This window comes from Massilia sp. Masssp93 (assembly GCF_059491295.1).
The window spans coordinates 4,909,388-4,928,455 of record NZ_CP168502.1 but is presented as its reverse complement, the minus strand read 5'-3'; the positions used below and the strand labels follow the sequence as shown (position 1 = coordinate 4,928,455).

Here is a 19,068-nt window from a genome sequence, read left to right as displayed (position 1 = left end):
CGTCACCTCGGTCAGCGTTGTTTATAAGGGCAGGATCAGACGTGACGTCACGCCTCCGTCTTGATTTTCAAGCAATTGTACTTGAGCATTATTGGCATGCAAGGTGCGCAGCCGCTCGCGCAGGTTCGACAAGCCCACGCCGCCGCCCGGCCGCGGCGGCGCGGTCGACAGGCCCGCCCCGTCGTCGGCCACTTCCACGCACAGGCCGGCGTCGCCCCGGCGCGCGCGCAGGACGATCGTGCCGCCGTCCACCGTGGGCTCGATGCCGTGCATGACGGCGTTTTCCACGAGCGGCTGGATCAGCATGGGCGGAATGGCGGCGTCGCGGCAGGACGCGTCGACGTCGATGCGGTAGCGCAGGCGCGCGCCCATGCGCACCGTCAGCAGATCCAGGTAAGCGCGGGCGAGGTCGATCTCGGCGCCCAGCGTGGCGTGTTCGGCGCGGCTGGCCGCCAGGCTCGCTCGCAGGAAATCGATCAGGCGCTCCAGCATGTGACGCGCGCGCGCCGGGTCCGAACCGATCAGGCTCACGACGTTCGCCAGCGTGTTGTACAGGAAGTGCGGCTCGATCTGGGCCTGCAGCGTGCGCAACTTGGCTTCGGCCAGCAGGCGTGCGGCCTCGGCGATCTGCTCCTGCTGGCGCGCGGCCTCGACCTCGCGCGCGACGCGGCGCTCGCCGGACGCCAGCACGGCAGCCATCAGCAGCGCGACGACGAGGGCGCCCGGCAGGTAGCGCGCGAGCGCGCCCGTGTGCAGCAACTCGTCGAAGATGCTGCGGCCGCCCAGCAGGGCGTTGGTGACCGCCATGCCGAGCAGGGCGCAGCACGCGGTCAGCAGCAGCTTGGCGCTGCGCAGCGCGCGGCTGTCCCGTCCCGGCGCGACGCCGCGCAGCAGGCGCACCATGCCATGGATGAGGAAGCCGATGACGTTCGACGCCAGCAGCATCTCCGCCAGCAGCGCGCCGAAGGGCGTGGCGGTGCCGAACAGCAGGGCCGCGCAGGCCAGCGCGATGCCGACGAGGCCATTCCACACGAACGTGTAGACGAGGTTGCGCAGCGGCGAGGGCGGCCAGCGCCGGAACGGGGCGAACGTTTCCAGCGGGTGCATCGAAAGGGTGGTGGATGTCGGCATGTCGTCCTTGTATCAAGCAGCCAGAAAGTTACCATGGAAACAATGTGGTGTGCGATAGGGCAGCCGGGCCAGCGCCAGCGGGCCGGCGTGCACGCGTGCCGCGTCGAACACGGTCAACACGCTGGTCGTCGTGTTGGTGTCCTGCGCGACGCCCACGAGCCAGCCGTCCGTTTCGGATCGCGCGCCCGTGCGCGGCACGAGCACGTGTTCCTCGACGCGCCAGCCGGGGCCGAAGCGCCAGCTGTCCGCGCGGCCCTTGTCGACGTCGACGACGTTCACCGTGTCCAGCACGAGCGACGCGTTGCGCGCATCGCTCGACAGGACGGCGAGGCGGCCGTGGCGGCGGCCGACGACGTGCGGCATCACACGCGGGAATTCCGCGCCGTCGAGCAGGCGCACCGTTTCGACCCTGCCGCTGGCGTGGTGGAGACTGACGCGCATCGCCGCGTGGGCGGCGGGGCGGTTCGGCTCGCGCACGCCTTCCATCACGCGGCCCGCCGCGGCCAGGAAGTCGCCGTCGTGCAGCACGAGGTCGAAATGGGTGACCGCGCCGCCGGCCTCGTCCCAGGCGTTCCCGAAGTGGAACACCATACGCGGCGGCAGTTCGTAGACGCGGCGGATCGCCAGCGTGTCCTTCGCCACGACGACGACGCGGGCGCCGCGCGTACGGCCGGCCCACACGTGGCGTTCGGCCAGGCTCAGGTTGTCGTCGGCGGCGATGTCGTACGGCGGCACGACGAAGATCAGGTGGCGCGCGCTGACGGCAAAGTCGTGCAGCAGCGCGAGCTTCGGCACCTCGATCACGCCGGCCTGCAGCACTTGCCCGGCCGCGCCGATGCGGTACAGCGCCACCTTGTCGGCGCCGGGCAGGGCGCCGAAATTCCACAGCGTGCCGTCGGGCTCCACTTTCGGATGCGCGGAGAACGGCATCGCGCGCAGGTCGTCGCGCCAGGTGTGGATGCCGACCGTGGCGAGCGTCGCCGGGTCGATCTCCGTCGCGGAACCGCCTTCCCACAGCGCGTACAGCCGGTCGTTGAACGGCAGCAGGTTCGTGTTCGCCGTGTTCAGGCTGTCGTTGTCGCGAAAGCCGCGCCGCGCGAAGTTCGTGCCGAAGGCCGGATACAGGAACTGGCCAGCGGCGGACTCGTCGAGGAATTTGCGCGTCTCGACGAAGCGGCCCTGGTGCGACACCGTGCCGCCGCCGATGCGCCAGGCCTGGGCGAAGCCGTCGCCGTCGAACCAGTGCCGGTAACGCTCGCCGCCCAGTTCGAAGCGGCCGGGACCGTTGCGGAAGAACGTGCCTTGCAGTCCGGCCGGCATCCGGCCTTCGACCACGGCTGCGCCCTGCTGGTTGCCGTCGACGTTCGCGTACACCACGAGGCCCGGATCGCGCGCGAGGGCGGCGTGGAAGCGTCGATACGTCGTGTGGGCGTCGGCACGGGCGAGGCCGGACAGACCGAGGGCGGCGAGGCCGGCGCCGGCCTTGAGGAATTGGCGTCGTTGCATGGTGGCCTCTCAGCGCAGGGACACGGTCGTCTCGAGGCCGGCGGCCGGCACGGCCAGCCTGACGGCGTCGAAGGCGGGCGGGCCCATGTGGCCTTGCGCGTCGTTGCTGAAGGCGATCGGCTCGGTGGGAATGCCCATCAGGTTCGTGTCCAGGCGGCCGTTGTCGTTGGCGTCGTGGAAGACCGAGAAGCCGTAGCTGCCCGGTGCGAGGTCGTGGAAGACGAGGGTCGCGCCGGCCGTGCTGGCCGGGGTTTTCGTCACGCGGGCCGGGCGCTTGAGGAAGCTGCCGGCGGCGTCGTACAGGGCGACCATCACCTGGCCCGTGGCGGATTTGACGTTGCCGACGTGGATGACGAGGTCGGCGGCGTGGGCAGAAAGCGGGGCGGCAAGCGGGGCGGCGATGGCCAGGGCCAGGAAGGCGGTGCGGATCATGGTGGGCTCCAGTGTCGTTGTCTCGATGGACACACTGTAGCCAGGCGGGTCGTGGTCTTGTCGGCAATGCGACGACATGCAGCCGGGTGGCGCGAAATGCGGTGGAAGAGCGTGAAATGTGTGGGGGCGGGTGGGCTTGCCGTCCGGTCCACGCGCCAACGAACCGCGAACGTCACGCGTGGGCACTGGTGCCCACCCTACAAAACCATGACCGCGCCGCACGTAGGGTGGGCGGCCCCCGCCCACGCGTTCAACCGGCGCGTGAATGACCGGTGTGCCCGTCCGTGTCGGAGCCGATTGCGCGTGGGCACGGGGTGCCCACGCTAGCTCAACCGTAAGCGGTCCACCGCTGCGGAATTTCGATGCTGCCGGACTGGGCCGCGGCCGCGTACGCTCGCATTTCGGCGACGACGGCCTCGAGCTGTTCATTGCTCGGGTTGGCGAGGAACCCGTTCATGCGCTCGTGCAGCGCGGCCTGCTGGTCGCGCCATTCATATCGGGATGACTTGCTCATGCACCCTCCTTGCGGCGAACTGCCGTCTTGACATTGTTGTTTTTCATGACATCCTCCTTCAAAGAACTCAGGATGCCGTTTCCCACACATCGGGTCGGTGCGATGACGCACATTGCCAAATGGAATTAAGTCCGGTGAAGCAAGATGCTGTGGTAGAACAGCTCGAGCCGGCCTTTCAGGTCGCGCTGCGCCTTGTCCGGGTCCACGAGACGGTGCGGGCGCATCAGGTTCATGATCATTTCGCCGGTGATGGTGGCCATCAGGTGGCAGGGCAGCAGCTCGAGCGGCACGTCGGGGCGCATCTGGGCGCGGATGTCGGGGCGCGCAAAAAAGCGCCCCAGCATCTCGCGCGTCTTGAGCGGGCCGCCGTTCCAGAACGCTTCGGCCAGTTCCGGGTTCTTGGGCGCCTCGGCCAGCACGATGCGCTGCAGGTCGATGGCTTCCTGCGACGTGATCAGGGCATACATCTGGTGCGCGAAGTCGTCCACGATCTCGCGCAGCGGGCGGGGGTCCGTCTCCATCGGCTGGCTGCGGAAGAACCGGTGACGCTTGGCGGCCAGCACGGCGGCCAGCAGGCCCTCCTTGCCGCCGAATTTCACATAGATGGTGCGCACCGCCACGTGGGCCGCGCGGGCGATCGCTTCGAGGCTGGTCTTGGTGTAGCCGTTCTCGAGAAACAGAGCGGCGGCGGTCTGCAACAGCTCTTGCGTACGCGCCTCGACGTCGGCGGCCTTGGGCCGGCCTGCGGCTTTGCCGGAGCATTCGGCCGCGTCATGCATATGTTTGTCCATGGTTCACACTGTAGCCCGATCTCAAATGAAATGCAACCGTTTCATTTCTTGACTTTGCCAAAAAGTTGTCCAATAATGCGCTTGACCAATTTCATTTCTTTTCGGAGTTCACATGCCAGATACGCAAACCACGGTCGACCACAAGCCCGTCGCCGCCGTTCCGCCGGGCGCGCCGGCAGCCCAGGGGGCGCCCGCCAATGCCGCCAAGGGGCCTCCGAAGCGCGTGCTGATCGTGGTGGGCCTGATTGCCGCCGCCGCGCTGGCCGCCGGCGGCCGCATGTGGTACCGCAGCCATTATTTCGTCGAGACGGAAAATGCCTATGTCACGGGCCACGTGCACCCGGTGTCGTCGCGCATCCCGGGCGTCGTCACGAAGGTGATGTTCGACGACAACCAGATCGTCAAGGCCGGCGACGTGCTGGCCGAGCTGGACCCGGCCGACCAGGGCGTGAAGGTCGAGCAGATCCAGGCCCAGATCGCCAGCGTGCAGCAGCAGATCCTGCAGGCCGACGCCGCCGTCGAGCAGGCCAAGGCGCAGGCCTCCGCCGCCCAGGCGCAGGTCGTGCAGGCCCAGGCCAACCTCGTGCGCGCCAAGCAGGACGCCGACCGTTACGGCCAGCTGTACAACAGCACGATGAAGGCCGTCTCGAAAGCCGAGGTCGATGCCGCCACGGCCGCGCGTGCCGGCGCCACGGCCGACGTCACGGCACGGCGCGACAACGCCACCGCCGCCAGGGCCCAGATCGCCGCCGCCGGTGCGGCGCGCGACGTGCTCAAGGCCCAGGTAAAAGTGTTGCAGGCCCAGTTGAAGGACGCCCAGCAGCAGCTCGGCTACAACCGCATCGTGTCGCCGGTTTCGGGCCGCGTCGGCAAGCGCAGCGTGGAAGTCGGCGCGCGCGTGCAGCCGGGCCAGCAGCTGGCCGCCATCGTGCAGGACGACGTGTGGGTCGTCGCCAACTTCAAGGAAACGCAGCTGCCGGGCATCGTGCCGGGCCAGGAAGTCAAGGTCGAGGTCGACGCGCTGCCCAAGCACGAACTGGTCGGCCGCGTGGACAGCTTCTCGCCGGCCTCGGGCAACCAGTTCGCGCTGCTGCCGGCCGATAACGCGACCGGCAACTTCACGAAGATCGTCCAGCGCGTGCCCGTGAAAATCACGTTTGCACCGGACGACCTGAAGAAATACGCGGGCCGCCTCGTGCCGGGCATGTCGACCGTCGTCGAGATCGACCTGCGCCAGAAGGCGCCGCAGCAGCAGGCCTTTGCTCAATAAACCGGGAACGCACTATGTCCACGACGATCACCAAACCGATGGCGCCGCACGCGCCGCCGGGGGCGCCGGCCAACGGCGCGCGCATCGACGCGCGCACCTGGATCGCGGTGCTGGCCGGCATGCTCGGCGCCTTCATGGCGGTGCTCGACATCCAGATCACCAACTCCTCGCTGCGCGACATCCTCGGCACGCTGTCGGCCACGCAGGAAGAGGGCTCGTGGATCTCGACCGCCTACCTGTGCGCCGAGATCGTGGTGATCCCGATGACGGCGCTGTTCGTGCGCGCCCTCGGCCAGCGCCGCTACCTGATGCTCACGACCGCGCTGTTCCTCGCCTTTTCGACGCTGTGCGGCACCGCGTGGAACCTGTCCAGCATGATCGTGTTCCGCATGCTGCAGGGCTTTACCGGCGGCGCGCTGATCCCGATGGCGATGACGCTCGTGATGACGCGCCTGCCCCCGGCCAAGCGCGCCGTCGGCATGGCCATGTTCGGCCTGACCGCCACGCTGGCGCCCGCGATGGGCCCGACGCTGGGCGGCTACCTGACGGAGTTGTACGGCTGGCCGTCGATCTTCTACATCAACTGGGTGCCGGGCGTGCTGCTCATCGCCGGCATGTACTGGGGCATCGACCGCGAGCCCATGAACCTGCAGGCGCTGTACAAGGCCGACTGGCTCGGCATCGCCTTCATGGCGCTGGGCCTCGCCAGCCTGACGATCTTCCTGGAAGAGGGCAATTCGAAGGACTGGTTCCAGTCCAGCTTCATCATCACCTTCGCGGCGCTGGCGATCATCGGCATCCTCGGCTGGGTCGTGACGAATTTCTGGCGCAGCGACCCGTTCGTCAACCTGGGCCTGTACGGTCACCGCAACTTCCTCGTCGCGACCGGGCTGTCCGCAGTGATCGGCATGGGCCTGTACGGCTCCTCGTTCCTGCTGCCGCTGTTCCTGGGCCAGATCGCCGGTTATTCGCCGATGCAGATCGGTGAAGTGATCGCCTGGGTGGGCCTGCCGCAGCTGTTCGTGATGCCGTTCGTCGCGCGCCTGTCGCAGAAGATCGACAACCGCCTCCTGTGCTCGTTCGGCCTTGCGCTGTTCGGCGTCTCGTGCCTGATGAACGCCTACATGGACGCCAACACCGGCTACGACCAGCTGATGCTGTCGCAGATCATCCGCGCGCTCGGCCAGCCGTTCGTGATGCTGACCCTGTCGAACTTCGCCATGGCCGGCATCCAGCCGAAGGACATGACGTCCGCCTCGAGCCTGTTCAACATGACCCGCAACCTGGGCGGCTCGGTCGGCATCGCCCTGCTGGCGACGGCGCTCACGAACCGCGAGCACTTCCACTCGGAGCGCCTGGGCGAATCGGTGTCGCTGGTCGCTAGCGCGACGCAGAGCCGCCTGGACACGCTGACGCAAGCCTTCATCGCCAAGGGCTTCGACCCCGCGACGGCCGCCCAGCAGGCCATTGGCGCCATCGACCGCATCGTGCGGCGCGAATCGTTCGTGATGGCCTACAACGATGGCTTCTTCCTCGTCGGCGCCATCCTGCTGGCGGCGATCATCCCGCTGTGGTTCTCGGACAAGATCAAGTCGCCCGGCGGCGGCGGTGGCGGTGGCCACTGAACCAAGCATTCATGGATAAAAGAATGAAAACTATTTATATCAAACCTGTCGTTCACACCGCCGTCGCCGTTGCCGTCGCCGCGCTGCTTTCCGCCTGCGGCACCGTCGGCAAGGATTTCGTCGCGCCGCAAAGCGCGGCGGCGCCGGCCTGGCGCCATGCCGCGGCCGAGCCGCAAGGGGAGGCCGCACAGCAGGCCGCGCGCCTGCCGGCCGAATGGTGGACCGTGTTCGGCGACGCCACGCTGGCCCGGCTGGAGCAGCGCGCCCTGCACGACAACCCGAACGTGCGCGCCGCCGCCGAGCGTCTCGTGCAGGCGCAGGCGCAACTGGGCGTGGTGCGCGCCAACCAGCTGCCGACCGTCGGCGTGAAGGCCGGCATCGCGAATTCGCGCACGTCGGCCGAAAGCGCGATGGGCGCGACGTTCGGCCACCAGTCGATCAAGGGCAACGATTTTTCCATCGGCGCCAATTTCTCGTATGAGCTCGACCTGTGGGGCCGCGTGCGCCGCGCCGTGGAAAGCGCCGACGCCCAGGCGCTGGCCGCCCAGGACGACCGCGACGGCGTCATGCTGATGCTGTCGAGCCAGGTCGCGACGACGTACTGGCAGCTGCGCGGCCTCGATGCGGATATCGCCATCCTGAACAATGCGCTGGCCACGCGGCGCGAATCGCAGCAGCTGATCGAGGCGCGCTTCAACGCGGGCCTGTCGAACGAGCTGGACGTGTCGCGCACCCGCATCGAGCGCGCCAACGCCGAGGCCGACATCCAGGAAGCCCAGCGCCAGCGCAACACGCTGGAACACGCGCTGGCCGTGCTGGTGGGCGCGTCGCCGAGCCAGCCGATCCTCGCCCCGGCCGCCGGCGCCGCGCTGCCGCAGCCGCCCTCGATTCCTGTCGGCCTGCCGGCGAGCCTGCTGGGCCAGCGTCCCGACCTCGCGGCCAGCGTCGCCACGCTGAAGGCTTTCAATGCCCAGGTGGGCGTGGCCGAGGGCGCGTTCTATCCGAGCCTGTCGCTGACGGGTAATTTCGGCTATGCGTCGGAAAACCTGAGCAACCTCGCCAAGGGCAGCGCGCGCGAGTTCTCGTTCGGCCCGCTGGCCCTGTCGCTGCCGGTATTCGAGGGCGGCCGCAACCGTGCCAACCTGAACCTGGCCAGGGCGCGCTACGACGAAGCCGTCGCGAACCATGAGGCACGCCTGCTGACGGCGCTGCGCGAAGTCGAGGATGCGCTGTCGGACGTGCAGCAGCGCCAGCAGCAGGGCGACGTGCAGGTGCAGGCCCAGCAGGCCGCCGCGCGCGCCGTGCAGGTGGCGCAGGCCAGGTACGACCGCGGCGTGTCGACCTACCTGGACGTCACCGACGCCCAGCGGTCCTCTCTCGCGGCCGACCGCGCCGCCGCGCAGATCCGCACGCAGCGGCTGCTGGCCGCCGTGTCGGTGGCACGCGCGCTGGGCGGCGGCTGGCAGCAGGCGGCGCCGGAAGCGACGGTGGCGCAGGCGTCGCGCTGAGCACCGGCTGCTGGCATGACATCCGGATCGCCGGCCGGGCGTCAGCCGTACGGGGTGTACAAAAATCCTTTCTCGATGCTGCCGATGACGGCGGCATGATTCTCTCCGCTTTCGCTGATCGCGGCCAGGACCTGCGCTTCCGTCGCGGCGCCGCTGTCCAGCACATGCGTCCAGTAATCCAGCCCCGCCTGTTCCGCAGGCCGGCCGAGGATGTTCTGGTAGTACTGTCCGATGAGTTGCGCATGGCCGGCGATGCCCGCGTAATAGCCGTGGTATTCGACCGAGTCGACGAACCCCTGTGCGATCTTGTCCAGCGGGAGGCCTTTTTCCAGTGCGTTGATGAAGAAGCCGAGCCCGCCTTCATCCGGGGCGCGTCCGAACGCGGCCCGGAACAGGCGGTAGGCCTGCCCGCCGGTGCCGTCGGCGTCGAAGCCGAGCGACTTGTCGGCGAAATCGATCCGTTCGATGTTCGTCAGCGTGTCCGTCGCACCGGTGGCCAGATCCGTCACGGTCGCGCCGGCATCGGAGACGCGCACCGAGTAGTCGGCGAAATTGCCGGCGTAGACCAGGTGATCCGTGCCGGCGCCGCCGTCGACATTGTCGGCGCTTGCCGTGTTGGCGAACTTGTCGTCTCCGCTCGTGCCGACGACGGGCGGCGCCGTCGGCACCGGACCCGTAACGGTATAGTTGACGGCCACGGTTTCGATGCCGCCCGATTTCCAGGTCGGTGCGGCGAGCACGATCGTTTTCGTCGCCGGATCGATGTGCGCGCCGAGGTGTTCCTGGATTGTCGTGTCGAACGCCGTCACCCCCGCCGTGGGAAGGAAGCCGTGCGCGTCGACCGGCACCAGCGTGACCTTGTAACTCGGATATGAGGCGACGACCGCAAACGCGGCGTCCCCATCGACGAGGATGGCGCTGGCGTACTCGCCGCCCAGCTTGCCGTTCAGGTTGATGGTATCGAGGCCCGCGGTGCCGAACGCCGTGTCCAGGGTGCCGTCCGAATGCAAGCGGACGATGCCGGCATCCTCGCCGGCAAGGCCGACGAGCACATCGCCGCCGGCAAGCACCGCGATCGAATTCGCGCCCATGCCTTGGGCCGGCTTGTCCAGGTCGACGATGCCGTTCTGGCCGAACGTCGCATCGATCTGGCCCGTCGGCAGCAGGCGCAGTACCTGGGGCGCCTGATGGGCCGGCGTATTCGCCGTGTAGTCGGCCGCCACGGTGATCGAGCCCAGCACGTAGACACGACCGGTTGCGTCCTCGGCCGTCGCGTCCACGTAGACATGATTCTGCTGGAGCACCGCGGTGGCGTTCGCCGAGAACGCGGCGCTGTCATGGCCGCCGGCATCGATCTTGACGAGGCTCGGGAGCTGCGTATTGCTGGCCAGGTAGACGCTGTCCCTGCCGTGCGCGATGAGGCCGGCGCCGTCGCCCTGAAGGGCCGGCAGCGTCGTCGTCGTCGACGTGTTTCCGCTGATGCCGTTCAGCGGGAAGGTCGTCACCTGATGCGTCAGGTTCGGAAACGTTTTGTCGATAGCGGAAAATACGCTCAGGCTGGAGGCGTCGGCCGACACCTGATACGGACGCAGACCGGGCTGTCCCAGGTAGGCCAGTCCATCGCCGTCGAACGACGTGTCCAGCGTACCGTCCAGGTTGAGCCGTACGACGGCATTGTTATCGAGCACGTACAGGTAATTGCCGGCCTGGGTCATGTCCGGAGACTGGCTCGAACCATCGATGAACTTGATGCTCTGTTGGTTCTTGAGGTTTGTAATTTGCATGAGGGATCAAGCTCCTATGAACCGCCGAGGGCAGGCCGGCGTGAGGGGTGGGTGCCTGTCTGACAGTTTGCCAAAAGGAAATGAGTATATCGCTTCGCCAAACTTCAAGACTCACCAAATCACACGCGCCGTCCTTTCCAACGTCTGTCCGATCCCTGCTGAACAGGATTACAATCGTAAGATTGCAAACCTCACAAGGGACCCCAATGAAGCAACTCCTCGCCCCCCTGGCACTGGCCGCAGCGACCCTGTGCACCAACGTCCACGCCTCTGATACCGCAGCGGCCCCCGCCTCCGTGACCCAGCTCCAGTCGATGACCAGGCGCTTCGCCCCCGTCGACCTGACGGCCGATACGGCCAGGCTGTCGGCCGGCGACCGCGTCGCCATCGCCAGGCTGATCGAAGCGGCGAAGATCGTCGACATCCTGCAACTGCGCCAGCGCTGGTCCGGCAACGAGGCACTGTGGGCCGCGCTGCAAAAGGACACGACGCCGCTGGGCAAGGCACGCCGCGATTACTTCTGGCTGAACAAGGGGCCGTGGTCGATCATCGACGGCAACCAGTCCTTCATGCCCGCGGAGTACGCCGGCATCCAGATCCCGGCCGAGAAGCCGCCGGGTGCGAATTTTTATCCGGAAGGGGCGACCAAGCAGGCGCTGGAGACGTGGATGAATGGCCTGCCGCCGGCCGAGAGGGAGCAGGCGCAATGGTTCTTCACGGTGATCCGCAAGGACAAGGCCGGTAAATTCACTGTCGTGAAATACTCGGACGAATACCGTACCGAGCTGCAAAAACTGGCCAGGCTGCTGAAGGACGCGGCGAACGCCACCGACAACGCGTCGCTGAAAAAATTCCTGAACCTGCGCGCCGACGCGTTCCTGTCGAACGACTACCTCGCCTCCGATTTCGCGTGGATGGACCTGGATTCCCCGGTCGACGTCACGATCGGCCCGTACGAGACGTATAACGACGAGCTGTTCGGCTACAAGGCCGCGTTCGAAGCGTACGTGAACGTGCGCGACCAGAAGGAGACGGACAAGCTGAACTTCTTCGGCAAGCACATGCAGGAGCTGGAAAACAACCTGCCGCTCGATCCGAAATACCGCAATCCGAAGGTCGGGGCGCTCGCGCCGATGGTCGTCGTGAACCAGGTGTACGGCGCCGGCGACGGCAACATGGGCGTGCAGACGGCCGCGTACAACCTGCCGAACGACGAGCGCATCATCCGCCAGCGCGGCTCCAAGCGCATCATGCTCAAGAATGTCCAGGAAGCCAAGTTCGAGGCGACCCTGACGCCGATCTCGAAGCTCGTGCTGCGCCCGGCCGACCAGAAGGATCTCGACTTCGATTCGTTCTTCACGCACATCCTCGCGCACGAGATCATGCACGGCCTGGGTCCGCACGCGACGACGCAGAACGGCCAGCCGTCCACGCCGCGCCAGGACCTGAAGGATACGTACTCGACCATCGAGGAAGCGAAGGCCGACGTCACCGGCCTGTGGGCGCTCGCGTACATGATGGACAAGGGCCAATTGAAGGATTCGCTGGGGCAGGGGCCTGCTGCCGAGCGCAAGCTGTACAACACCTACCTCGCGTCGGCCTTCCGCACCTTGCACTTCGGCCTGACGGATTCGCACGCGCGCGGCATGGCCATCCAGGTCAACTACCTGCTCGACAAGGGCGGCTTCGTGTCGCACGGCGACGGCACGTTCTCCGTCGACTTTGCCAGGATCAAGGGCGCCGTGGCCGACCTCGACCGCGAATTCCTGACGATCGAAGCGCTGGGCGACTACACCCGTGCGCAAGACCTCATGAAGCGTTACGTCGTCATCCGCCCGGACGTGCAGAAGGGGCTGGACAAGATGAAGGCCGTGCCGAACGATATCCGCCCGGCGTTCGTGACGGCGGCCAAGCTGGTGCCGGCGCACCGCTGAGCGGCTTTTCCGGCAACATTACGCTTTTGGACAGCCGCGAAAATATTGCTGAGGACGAGGGTTGAACGGGGACTAGAATTGCCGTTAGGCATTTCATATATCCATCGGGAAGCCCTCCATGTCCAAAGTCTTTTTCGCCGCCGCCGTCCTGGGCCTGGCTGCCCAGGCCGTCCCCGCATGCGCCGCCGACCTCACGCCGCTGGAGCAGCGCTGGCTCGGCGCCGCGTTTCCCGTCCTTGAATACTCGCGCGGCCTGAAGCTGCCGATCGACATCGTCGTGCAGCCGCAGGCCGGACCCAACGACGTGCCGATGGCCATGGGCTTTGCCGGCGGCCGCTGCAAGCTCGTGTTGTCGCTGCGCGGCAATCCCAATGCGGAGCGCCAGCTGGAGGGCGTGCCGGCCGATGAGCAGGGAGAATTGATCGAGGCAATGGCCGCCCACGAGATCGGCCATTGCTGGCGTTATGCGCAGGGCGCCTGGCATGCGCTGCCGGCCGGCTTCGTCGAGACGGGCGAGGAGACGGCCGCCGATCCATCGCTGCTGGCGGCGTCGAAGGCGATGCGCGAGACCCGCCGCGAGGAAGGCTATGCCGACCTCGTCGCGCTGGCCTGGACCCACGACCGCCACCCCGGCGACTACGGCCGCATCTACGCCTGGCTGGAACAACTCAGGCAGGACCAGCCGGTGGCGCACAACGGCCACGATACGCGGGCCTGGGTGCGCCTGGCGCGCGACGGGGCCCGCTTCGGCGCCGCCGGCAAACCGTTCGAGGACGCGGCGCCGTTGTGGCGCGAAGGCCTGCTGAGCGATGATTGATTGTCCGACAAGTGTACGGTGCCGCACAGAGGTCTTGCCCGTCAGGGCGTTAAATCTGGCTGTCACAACAAACAACACAAGGGACAAGACCATGAAAACGCTGATTGCGACCTTGCTCGCGACGGCCGCAGGCGCGAGCTTTGCCGCGGCGCCGACCGCGGCACTGAACCACGACCCTGCCACCTACCGTAATCTCACGCACAAGGCGGAGACGGAATACCGGGCGGCGGCAGCGAAATGCGATGCGAAAAGCGGCAACGACAAGGACGTCTGTATGGCCGAGGCACGGCTGATGCGTACCCGCACCGAAGCCGATGCGCTGGCCAAGTACAACAACACGGCCACCGGCCATGCCCGCGCGCGCACCAGCGTCGCCGACGCCGAATACGACCTCGCCAAGGCCCGCTGCGACGCCAAAAACGGCGCCGACAAGGACAGCTGCATGGACAACGCCAAGTCCGTGCACACGGCGGCGCTGGCCGACGCCAAGGCCGAGCGCACCGAGCGGTCGACGGCCACCGGTTCGAGCGGCAGTGGCGGCGCCAGCGGCGCCAGCGGCAGCACGGCGTCCGGCGGCCTCGTGACCGGCACCGATACGCGCGATCCGGCCAAGGCGGCCGCCGTCGACAAGTGCGCGCAGATGGGCGCCAACGCGAAGACCGGTTGCCTGGTCGAAACGAAGCCGTCGGCCGTGCGCGAGAACGCCGCCGACGCCGCCAACCGCACGGCGAACGCGACCGAAAACGTCGCATCAAAGACGCGCGACACTGCCGTGACCGCAGCCGACAAAACGAAGGCCGCGGCCGCGACAGTTGTTGAGAAGACGAAAGAAGTGGCCCACGCCGCCGTCGAGAAGACGAAGGAGGCCGGTTCGACGCTTGCCCGGAAGACCGACAACGCGATGGACCGCACCGGCGACGAGACGGCCGACAAGACCCGCGACGCCACCGGCAAGACGCGCCTGGCCGCGTCCGACACCGCCATCACCACCAAGGTGAAGGCCGACCTCGTCAAGGAGCCGAACCTGGATTCGCTGGGTATCCACGTCGAGACGGAAAAGGGCGTCGTGATGCTGAGCGGTTTCGTGAATTCGAAGGAACAGGCCGACAAGGCCGTGCAGGTCGCGAAGGGCGTCGACGGCGTCACCAGCGTCAGGAGCGCCATCAAGGTCAAATAAGTCATCCGCTTTAAGCTCATCCACGGCCGGCGTTTGTAGCCGGCCGTCTTTTTTGCTGAACTACCACAAGTTGTTGCGCACCCGCCGCGAATTATTTTTGCGGTAGATAGGGCACGGTATAATCGCGGCCGTGAACAGACTCGAAGCCTTCGGAACCATCGCCGCCCAAGCGGCGCGCGGTGAGATTTCCTTTCCCACCAGCGTGAACGCCGTGCTGCGCCTGCAGCACGCGCTGAACGATCCCGATTGCCACCTGGAGGATGCGATCCGCCTCGTGCTGGGCGAGCCGCAGCTGGCCGCGCGCACGGTGGCGCTGGCCAATTCCTCGACGTTCAACACGGGCGGCAGTCCGATCACCAACGTGCGCTCGGCCGTGACGCGGGTCGGCTACCGCAACCTGCAGATGCTCGTCGCGAGCCTCGTGGTGCGCCAGTTCGGCGCCCGCATCGAGGACCCCGACCTGCGCGCCAAGGCCGAGCAGTTGTGGGAACACACGGTGCAGGTGGCCGCGCTGGCCCATGTATTCGCGCGCCGCGTCACGTTCGTCAATCCCGACACGGCCATGTTCGCCGGCATCGTCCACGAGGTCGGCGGCTTTTACCTGTTGTCGCGCGCCGACGGTTTTCCGGGCCTGCTGGACGACGATCCGGAAAAATGGGCCGAGCTGTGCGAGGACGTCGTCACGCGCGAAGTGGCGCGCAAGCTGGCGCTGCCCGAGCCCGTCGCCGACGCGATTTTCGAGCTGCGCGGCGCCTGGCTGCACATGCCGCCCGCCACCCTGCTCGACACCCTGCTGCTGGCCAACCTGTATGCCAGCGTGCCGTCGCCGCTCGGCACGGCGCGCGCGCCGCTGCCCGAACACAGCGAGAGCGCGCTCGACTACCTGCTCGACGAGGACAGCCTCAATCGCATGATCGACGAGGCGGCCGAGATCAGCGCGTCGATGGGCGGCGCGCTGCTCGTCTGACGGCGCTCAGCCGTTTGTTTCGCGGACGGCGCGGCAGAACTGCGCCGTCGCCTCGTCCATCGGAAAGCACGACTCGATGTGCAGCTCGTCGATGGTGATGTCGCGCGGCGTGCCGAACGTCGTGATCGTCGAAAAGAAGCTCAATGCCACGCCGCGGTGCCGGAACTCCGTCGTCAGCAGCGGCGCGGGCGGCCGGTCCAGGTCGCGCAGCCGCCAGCGCGACGGCACGTCGGGATAGGCCAGGACTTCGTCGAGCAGCGCGCGGGCTTTCAGGTCCGTCGGCGAACCGGCGATCAGCGCGTGCAGGTGGCCGATCAGCGTGCTCCCCACATCGTCCCAGTTCGTCATGCGGCCGCGCAGGTCGTCCGGGTCGAACACCGTGCGCAGCATGTTCGCATGCCGGGGCGGCCGTCCGTCGAGCAGGAAGCCGTTGATGCGCTGCGCCGCCTGGTTCGCCGCGAGGATGTCCCAGTGCCGGTTCATGAGGAAGGCCGGATAGGGCTCCTGCTGCTCGAGGATGAAGGCGATCGCCTTGTTGATCCGGTCCATCGCCGGCGTATCGAGGCCGCTCTCGGGATAGCCCGGCGCATAGCCGCCCGCGCGCAGCAGCGCGTTGCGTTCGCGCAGCGGCATGTCCAGCACGTCGGCGAGGCGCATCAGCAGGGGTCTGCTGGGCTGCGCCTTGCCCGTCTCGATGCAACTGAGGTGGCGCGCGGAGATGTTCGCGTCCAGCGCCAGGTCGAGCTGGCTGAGGCGGCGCGCGGCGCGCCATTCGCGCAGGAGGAGGCCGACGGGGACGGGAGCGAGATCAAGAGGGGGCATGGCCGGATGATAACCCGGCAGGCGGCACACCGAAACTCAGGCTCGAAAAGATGGTGTCGAAGTCGATGCCTTCGGCGCCGGACAGGGGCGTGGTCCAGATCACGTTCAGGAGCCAGTTGCCCGGCGGCGGACGGCGCAGGCGCACCAGCCCGTCGCGGTCCGTGACTTGCGCGGCGGCCGGCGTGGCATCGTGGTCGAGATCCGTGAGCTTCACCAGCGCGCCCGCCAGCGGACGGCCCTCGAAGACGACCTGCGCCGCCAGCGTGTCGCCGCCGTCCGGGTCCGACAGCGGCGCGACCAGCACGATTTCCAGCGGCAGGCCGACCCGCTTCATCGCCAGGTCCTGGTTGCCTTCGCCGGGCGCGCCCGCCTGCACGAGGGCTTTCGCCACGCGCCGGTAACGCTCGATGGCGTCCCGTCCCGTCGTGCCCCGCTGTTCGCGCGCGGCCGCCGCGGGCCACAAGCCTTCTTCCTTCACGTAGGCGTTGAAGCGGTCGGCGGGCAAATGGCTTTGCGCGTTCGCGTCCGTTTCCAGCACCAGCAGATGCAGTCCCGCTTCAGTCGGTGCGAGCTTGCCGTCGCCGCGCAGGTCGATGACCTCGCCGCCCGGCGTCCACGCCGCGAAACGCAGGATGCGGCGCGACGGGATCGCCGAGGTCCGGCGCGCGTCGCCGTGGCCGACCTGCATGCTCAGTCCCGTGCTGGCGCCGACCGAGACGACGAAGCGGTCGGGATTCACCCAGAAGTCGTGCGCGCCGGCCGCGAGGGGCAGGCACAGGGCGGCGGCCGTCAGCAGGCGCGCGATCATGGGTAGGCCGCCTTCGCATCGTTGGGCGCGGCCAGGAACGGGAACACCGCATCCGAATGCTGCCGGTCGTCCGCGCGCACGCCGTCCGTGATCGCATCGTTTGTCCCGCTGGCGAGCAGCGAGCGGTAGACGTTCACGGCATCGTAATGCAGGGTGCGGCCGCCGCAGTCCTTGCGCCAGCGGTCTCCGCCCGGCAGCGCCGCCAGTTCCACGGCGAACAGCTGCGTGCACGTGGCCGATGTACTGTCGACCCACAGCCGGTCGTCGGCCAGCAGCCTGGCCAGCGGCGTGTAGCGCGCCGCCGGCGGCGCGGCATGGTCGATCATGAGCTGGTTGCCGCACTGGCCGTCGTAGCCGTCGTACAGCGCGAGCGACCTTGCGATGACGGGCACGAATGCGTCCGCCGTCTCCGGCGTCGCGGCGTTGTAGGCGAGCTTGTAGGCGTCGGCTTCCTCGTCGCTGCCCAGGTGGGCCAGCAGGCCGTTGCCCGTCAGCGGCCGGCCCATGCGGTCGATGCGGACGTCGTCGACCGTCGTGTCGGCCCACACGGCCAGCACGGGGCCGCCGCGGTCGACGAGCGACAGGTCCACGGACAGCACGATGGCGGCCGGCGTCCAGCCTGCGAGGAAGTTGCGGGCCGGGCCGCCGTCCGTGTGGCGCCAGCGGTCGAGGATGGCGGCGGTCTGCGTGGGCGTCCAGGCGGGGCAGCCCGCGGCGTCGCGCGGGACGCTCTGTTTGAGCGTGGCCGTCGCCAGGTCGAACGCGTCGCGCGAACCCTTCACGTTGTTGAAGAACGGGTCGTCGCGCAGGCCCGCGAAGAGCCGGCTGCGGCCGCTCGCGCTGAGCAATCCCGCCGGCCGGCTTGGGTCGCCCTGGATCGCTTCGTCACGTCCGATCAGGCAGTCCGCCTGCGCCATCGAGGCGAAGCGGCAGACGATGTCGGTGCGCGCCGTCGTGTCGGGAAAGCGCGGGCCGCTGTCGATGTGGAAGGCGTATTCCGCATCCTTGTCGAAGACGTGGCCGACGATGGTCATCGCGAGGTTGAGCCGGCGTCCGTCGGTCGAGGTCCACGCGTAGATGTCGCCGATGTCCACGCGCGGATCGGCGATGACCCTGGGCGAATCGAGGTGGTCGGATGCCAGCGCGGCCGTGCTCAAGCACAGCGCCGCGAGCGCGAGCCGGATGCGCTTCATACCGCGGCCCCGCGCGCGGCGTCTTCGAGCGCGCGCATCGCCAGCAGGTACGGGCCGGGACCGTGGCTCAGGCGCGCGACGCCGAGGGCGCGCAAGGCCGCCGGCGGCGGCGTGCCGGCGGCGGCCATCAGGTTGACGGGCAACGGTGACGCGCGCACGAGCCGTTCGATCAGCGCGGCATCGACGAGGCCGGGCACGAACAGGCCGTCGGCACCGTGCGCGGCGTACAGGCGGGCGCGCTCCAGCGTGGCGTCGAGCAGGGCATCGTCGTGCGCGTCCGCCGCGGCGAGCAGGAAGCCGTCGGTGCGGGCGTTGATGAAGAGCGGGACGTCGAGCCGGTTGGCCGCCTCGCGCGCCGCCTGCAGGCGCGGGGCCTGCTCGGCGGCGGGGCGCAGGCCGCCGGCGTCGATGCCGTCTTCCAGGTTGCACCCGACCGCGCCGGCGCGGATGGCTTGCGTGACGGTGTCGGCGACGTCGAGCGGCGTCTCGCCGTAGCCGCGTTCCAGGTCGGCCGTCACGGGCAGCGCGACCGTGCGCGCGATGCGGCCGATGTTGGCGATGGCCAGCTCGCGCGGCAGGTGTTCGCCGTCGGCGTAGCCGTTGGCGGCGGCGACGGCCCAGCTGGCGGTGGCGACCGCCCGCGCACCGGCGGCGGCGATCGCCCTGGCGCTGCCGGCATCCCAGCAGTTGAACAGGACCAGCGGCGCTCCCGGCGCGTGCAGCGCGCGGAAGGCGTGGGCTTTGAGGACTTGGTCGGACATGATGGACTCCTGCGTTGGTGGAGACCAC

17 protein-coding genes are annotated in these 19,068 nt (G+C 68.1%); 7 read left to right on the top strand and 10 right to left on the bottom strand.

Translation table 11 applies throughout. The annotated features are described in order from the left end of the window. Nucleotides 1–21 precede the first annotated feature (21 nt). From ACEN9Q_RS20385 to ACEN9Q_RS20365, 5 genes are all read right to left on the bottom strand, one after another. Nucleotides 22–1,131: a sensor histidine kinase gene (locus tag ACEN9Q_RS20385; protein ID WP_495625823.1), complete on the bottom strand. Its 1,110-nt coding sequence runs from the start codon at nt 1,129–1,131 to the stop codon at nt 22–24. Nucleotides 1,132–1,143: 12 nt separating this feature from the next. Next, nucleotides 1,144–2,637: a carotenoid oxygenase family protein gene (locus ACEN9Q_RS20380; RefSeq protein WP_495625822.1), complete on the bottom strand. Its 1,494-nt coding sequence runs from the start codon at nt 2,635–2,637 to the stop codon at nt 1,144–1,146. Between the two features lie 9 nt (nt 2,638–2,646). Next, complete coding sequence (locus tag ACEN9Q_RS20375; protein WP_495625821.1) at nt 2,647–3,069, bottom strand: DUF2141 domain-containing protein; 423 nt, start codon at nt 3,067–3,069, stop codon at nt 2,647–2,649. A gap of 328 nt (nt 3,070–3,397) precedes the next feature. Beyond that, nucleotides 3,398–3,583: a hypothetical protein gene (locus ACEN9Q_RS20370; RefSeq protein ID WP_056447229.1), complete on the bottom strand. Its 186-nt coding sequence runs from the start codon at nt 3,581–3,583 to the stop codon at nt 3,398–3,400. Between the two features lie 125 nt (nt 3,584–3,708). Further along, nucleotides 3,709–4,374 (bottom strand): TetR/AcrR family transcriptional regulator, encoded by a 666-nt coding sequence (locus ACEN9Q_RS20365; protein WP_495625820.1) that lies wholly within the window; start codon nt 4,372–4,374, stop codon nt 3,709–3,711. Between the two features lie 112 nt (nt 4,375–4,486). Between ACEN9Q_RS20365 and ACEN9Q_RS20360 the strand changes: the two genes are divergently transcribed. The 3 genes from ACEN9Q_RS20360 to ACEN9Q_RS20350 are packed head-to-tail and all read left to right on the top strand — an operon-like array spanning nt 4,487 to nt 8,777. Next, the gene (locus ACEN9Q_RS20360) at nt 4,487–5,644 is read left to right on the top strand and encodes an HlyD family secretion protein (RefSeq protein WP_495625819.1); all 1,158 of its coding nucleotides are present in this window, start codon (nt 4,487–4,489) and stop codon (nt 5,642–5,644) included. A 14-nt stretch (nt 5,645–5,658) separates the two neighbouring features. Beyond that, complete coding sequence (locus ACEN9Q_RS20355; protein WP_495625818.1) at nt 5,659–7,269, top strand: DHA2 family efflux MFS transporter permease subunit; 1,611 nt, start codon at nt 5,659–5,661, stop codon at nt 7,267–7,269. A 23-nt stretch (nt 7,270–7,292) separates the two neighbouring features. After that, nucleotides 7,293–8,777, top strand: coding sequence for an efflux transporter outer membrane subunit (locus ACEN9Q_RS20350; protein WP_495625817.1), 1,485 nt, complete (start codon nt 7,293–7,295; stop codon nt 8,775–8,777). A gap of 41 nt (nt 8,778–8,818) precedes the next feature. On the opposite strand, the gene ACEN9Q_RS20345 is transcribed toward ACEN9Q_RS20350, so the two are convergent. Continuing rightward, nucleotides 8,819–10,561, bottom strand: a complete 1,743-nt coding sequence (locus ACEN9Q_RS20345) for a DUF4214 domain-containing protein (protein WP_495625816.1) — start codon at nt 10,559–10,561, stop codon at nt 8,819–8,821. A gap of 206 nt (nt 10,562–10,767) precedes the next feature. On the opposite strand from ACEN9Q_RS20345, the gene ACEN9Q_RS20340 reads away from it, so the two are divergent. From ACEN9Q_RS20340 to ACEN9Q_RS20325, 4 genes are all read left to right on the top strand, one after another. Next, entirely contained in the window at nt 10,768–12,495 is a 1,728-nt protein-coding gene (locus ACEN9Q_RS20340) for a DUF8614 domain-containing protein (protein ID WP_495625815.1), read from the top strand. A 118-nt stretch (nt 12,496–12,613) separates the two neighbouring features. Beyond that, nucleotides 12,614–13,312, top strand: a complete 699-nt coding sequence (locus ACEN9Q_RS20335) for an NUDIX hydrolase (RefSeq protein WP_495625814.1) — start codon at nt 12,614–12,616, stop codon at nt 13,310–13,312. A 91-nt stretch (nt 13,313–13,403) separates the two neighbouring features. Further along, entirely contained in the window at nt 13,404–14,489 is a 1,086-nt protein-coding gene (locus tag ACEN9Q_RS20330) for a BON domain-containing protein (RefSeq protein ID WP_495625813.1), read from the top strand. Nucleotides 14,490–14,619: 130 nt separating this feature from the next. After that, nucleotides 14,620–15,456 (top strand): HDOD domain-containing protein, encoded by an 837-nt coding sequence (locus ACEN9Q_RS20325; protein ID WP_056447205.1) that lies wholly within the window; start codon nt 14,620–14,622, stop codon nt 15,454–15,456. A gap of 6 nt (nt 15,457–15,462) precedes the next feature. Here ACEN9Q_RS20325 and ACEN9Q_RS20320 read toward each other — a convergent pair whose 3' ends face one another. From ACEN9Q_RS20320 to ACEN9Q_RS20305, 4 genes are read right to left on the bottom strand one after another with little or no spacing between them, the layout of a single operon-like run. Continuing rightward, entirely contained in the window at nt 15,463–16,278 is an 816-nt protein-coding gene (locus tag ACEN9Q_RS20320; RefSeq protein WP_495625812.1) for a helix-turn-helix domain-containing protein, read from the bottom strand. After that, complete coding sequence (locus tag ACEN9Q_RS20315) at nt 16,265–17,086, bottom strand: DUF4198 domain-containing protein (RefSeq protein WP_495625811.1); 822 nt, start codon at nt 17,084–17,086, stop codon at nt 16,265–16,267. The genes ACEN9Q_RS20320 and ACEN9Q_RS20315 overlap by 14 nt, the downstream gene beginning before the upstream one ends. Next, nucleotides 17,083–18,279, bottom strand: coding sequence for a DUF4331 family protein (locus ACEN9Q_RS20310; RefSeq protein ID WP_495625810.1), 1,197 nt, complete (start codon nt 18,277–18,279; stop codon nt 17,083–17,085). Before ACEN9Q_RS20310 ends, ACEN9Q_RS20315 begins: the two co-directional genes overlap by 4 nt. Beyond that, nucleotides 18,276–19,040, bottom strand: coding sequence for an isocitrate lyase/PEP mutase family protein (locus ACEN9Q_RS20305; RefSeq protein ID WP_495625809.1), 765 nt, complete (start codon nt 19,038–19,040; stop codon nt 18,276–18,278). The genes ACEN9Q_RS20310 and ACEN9Q_RS20305 overlap by 4 nt, the downstream gene beginning before the upstream one ends. Nucleotides 19,041–19,068 lie beyond the last annotated feature (28 nt).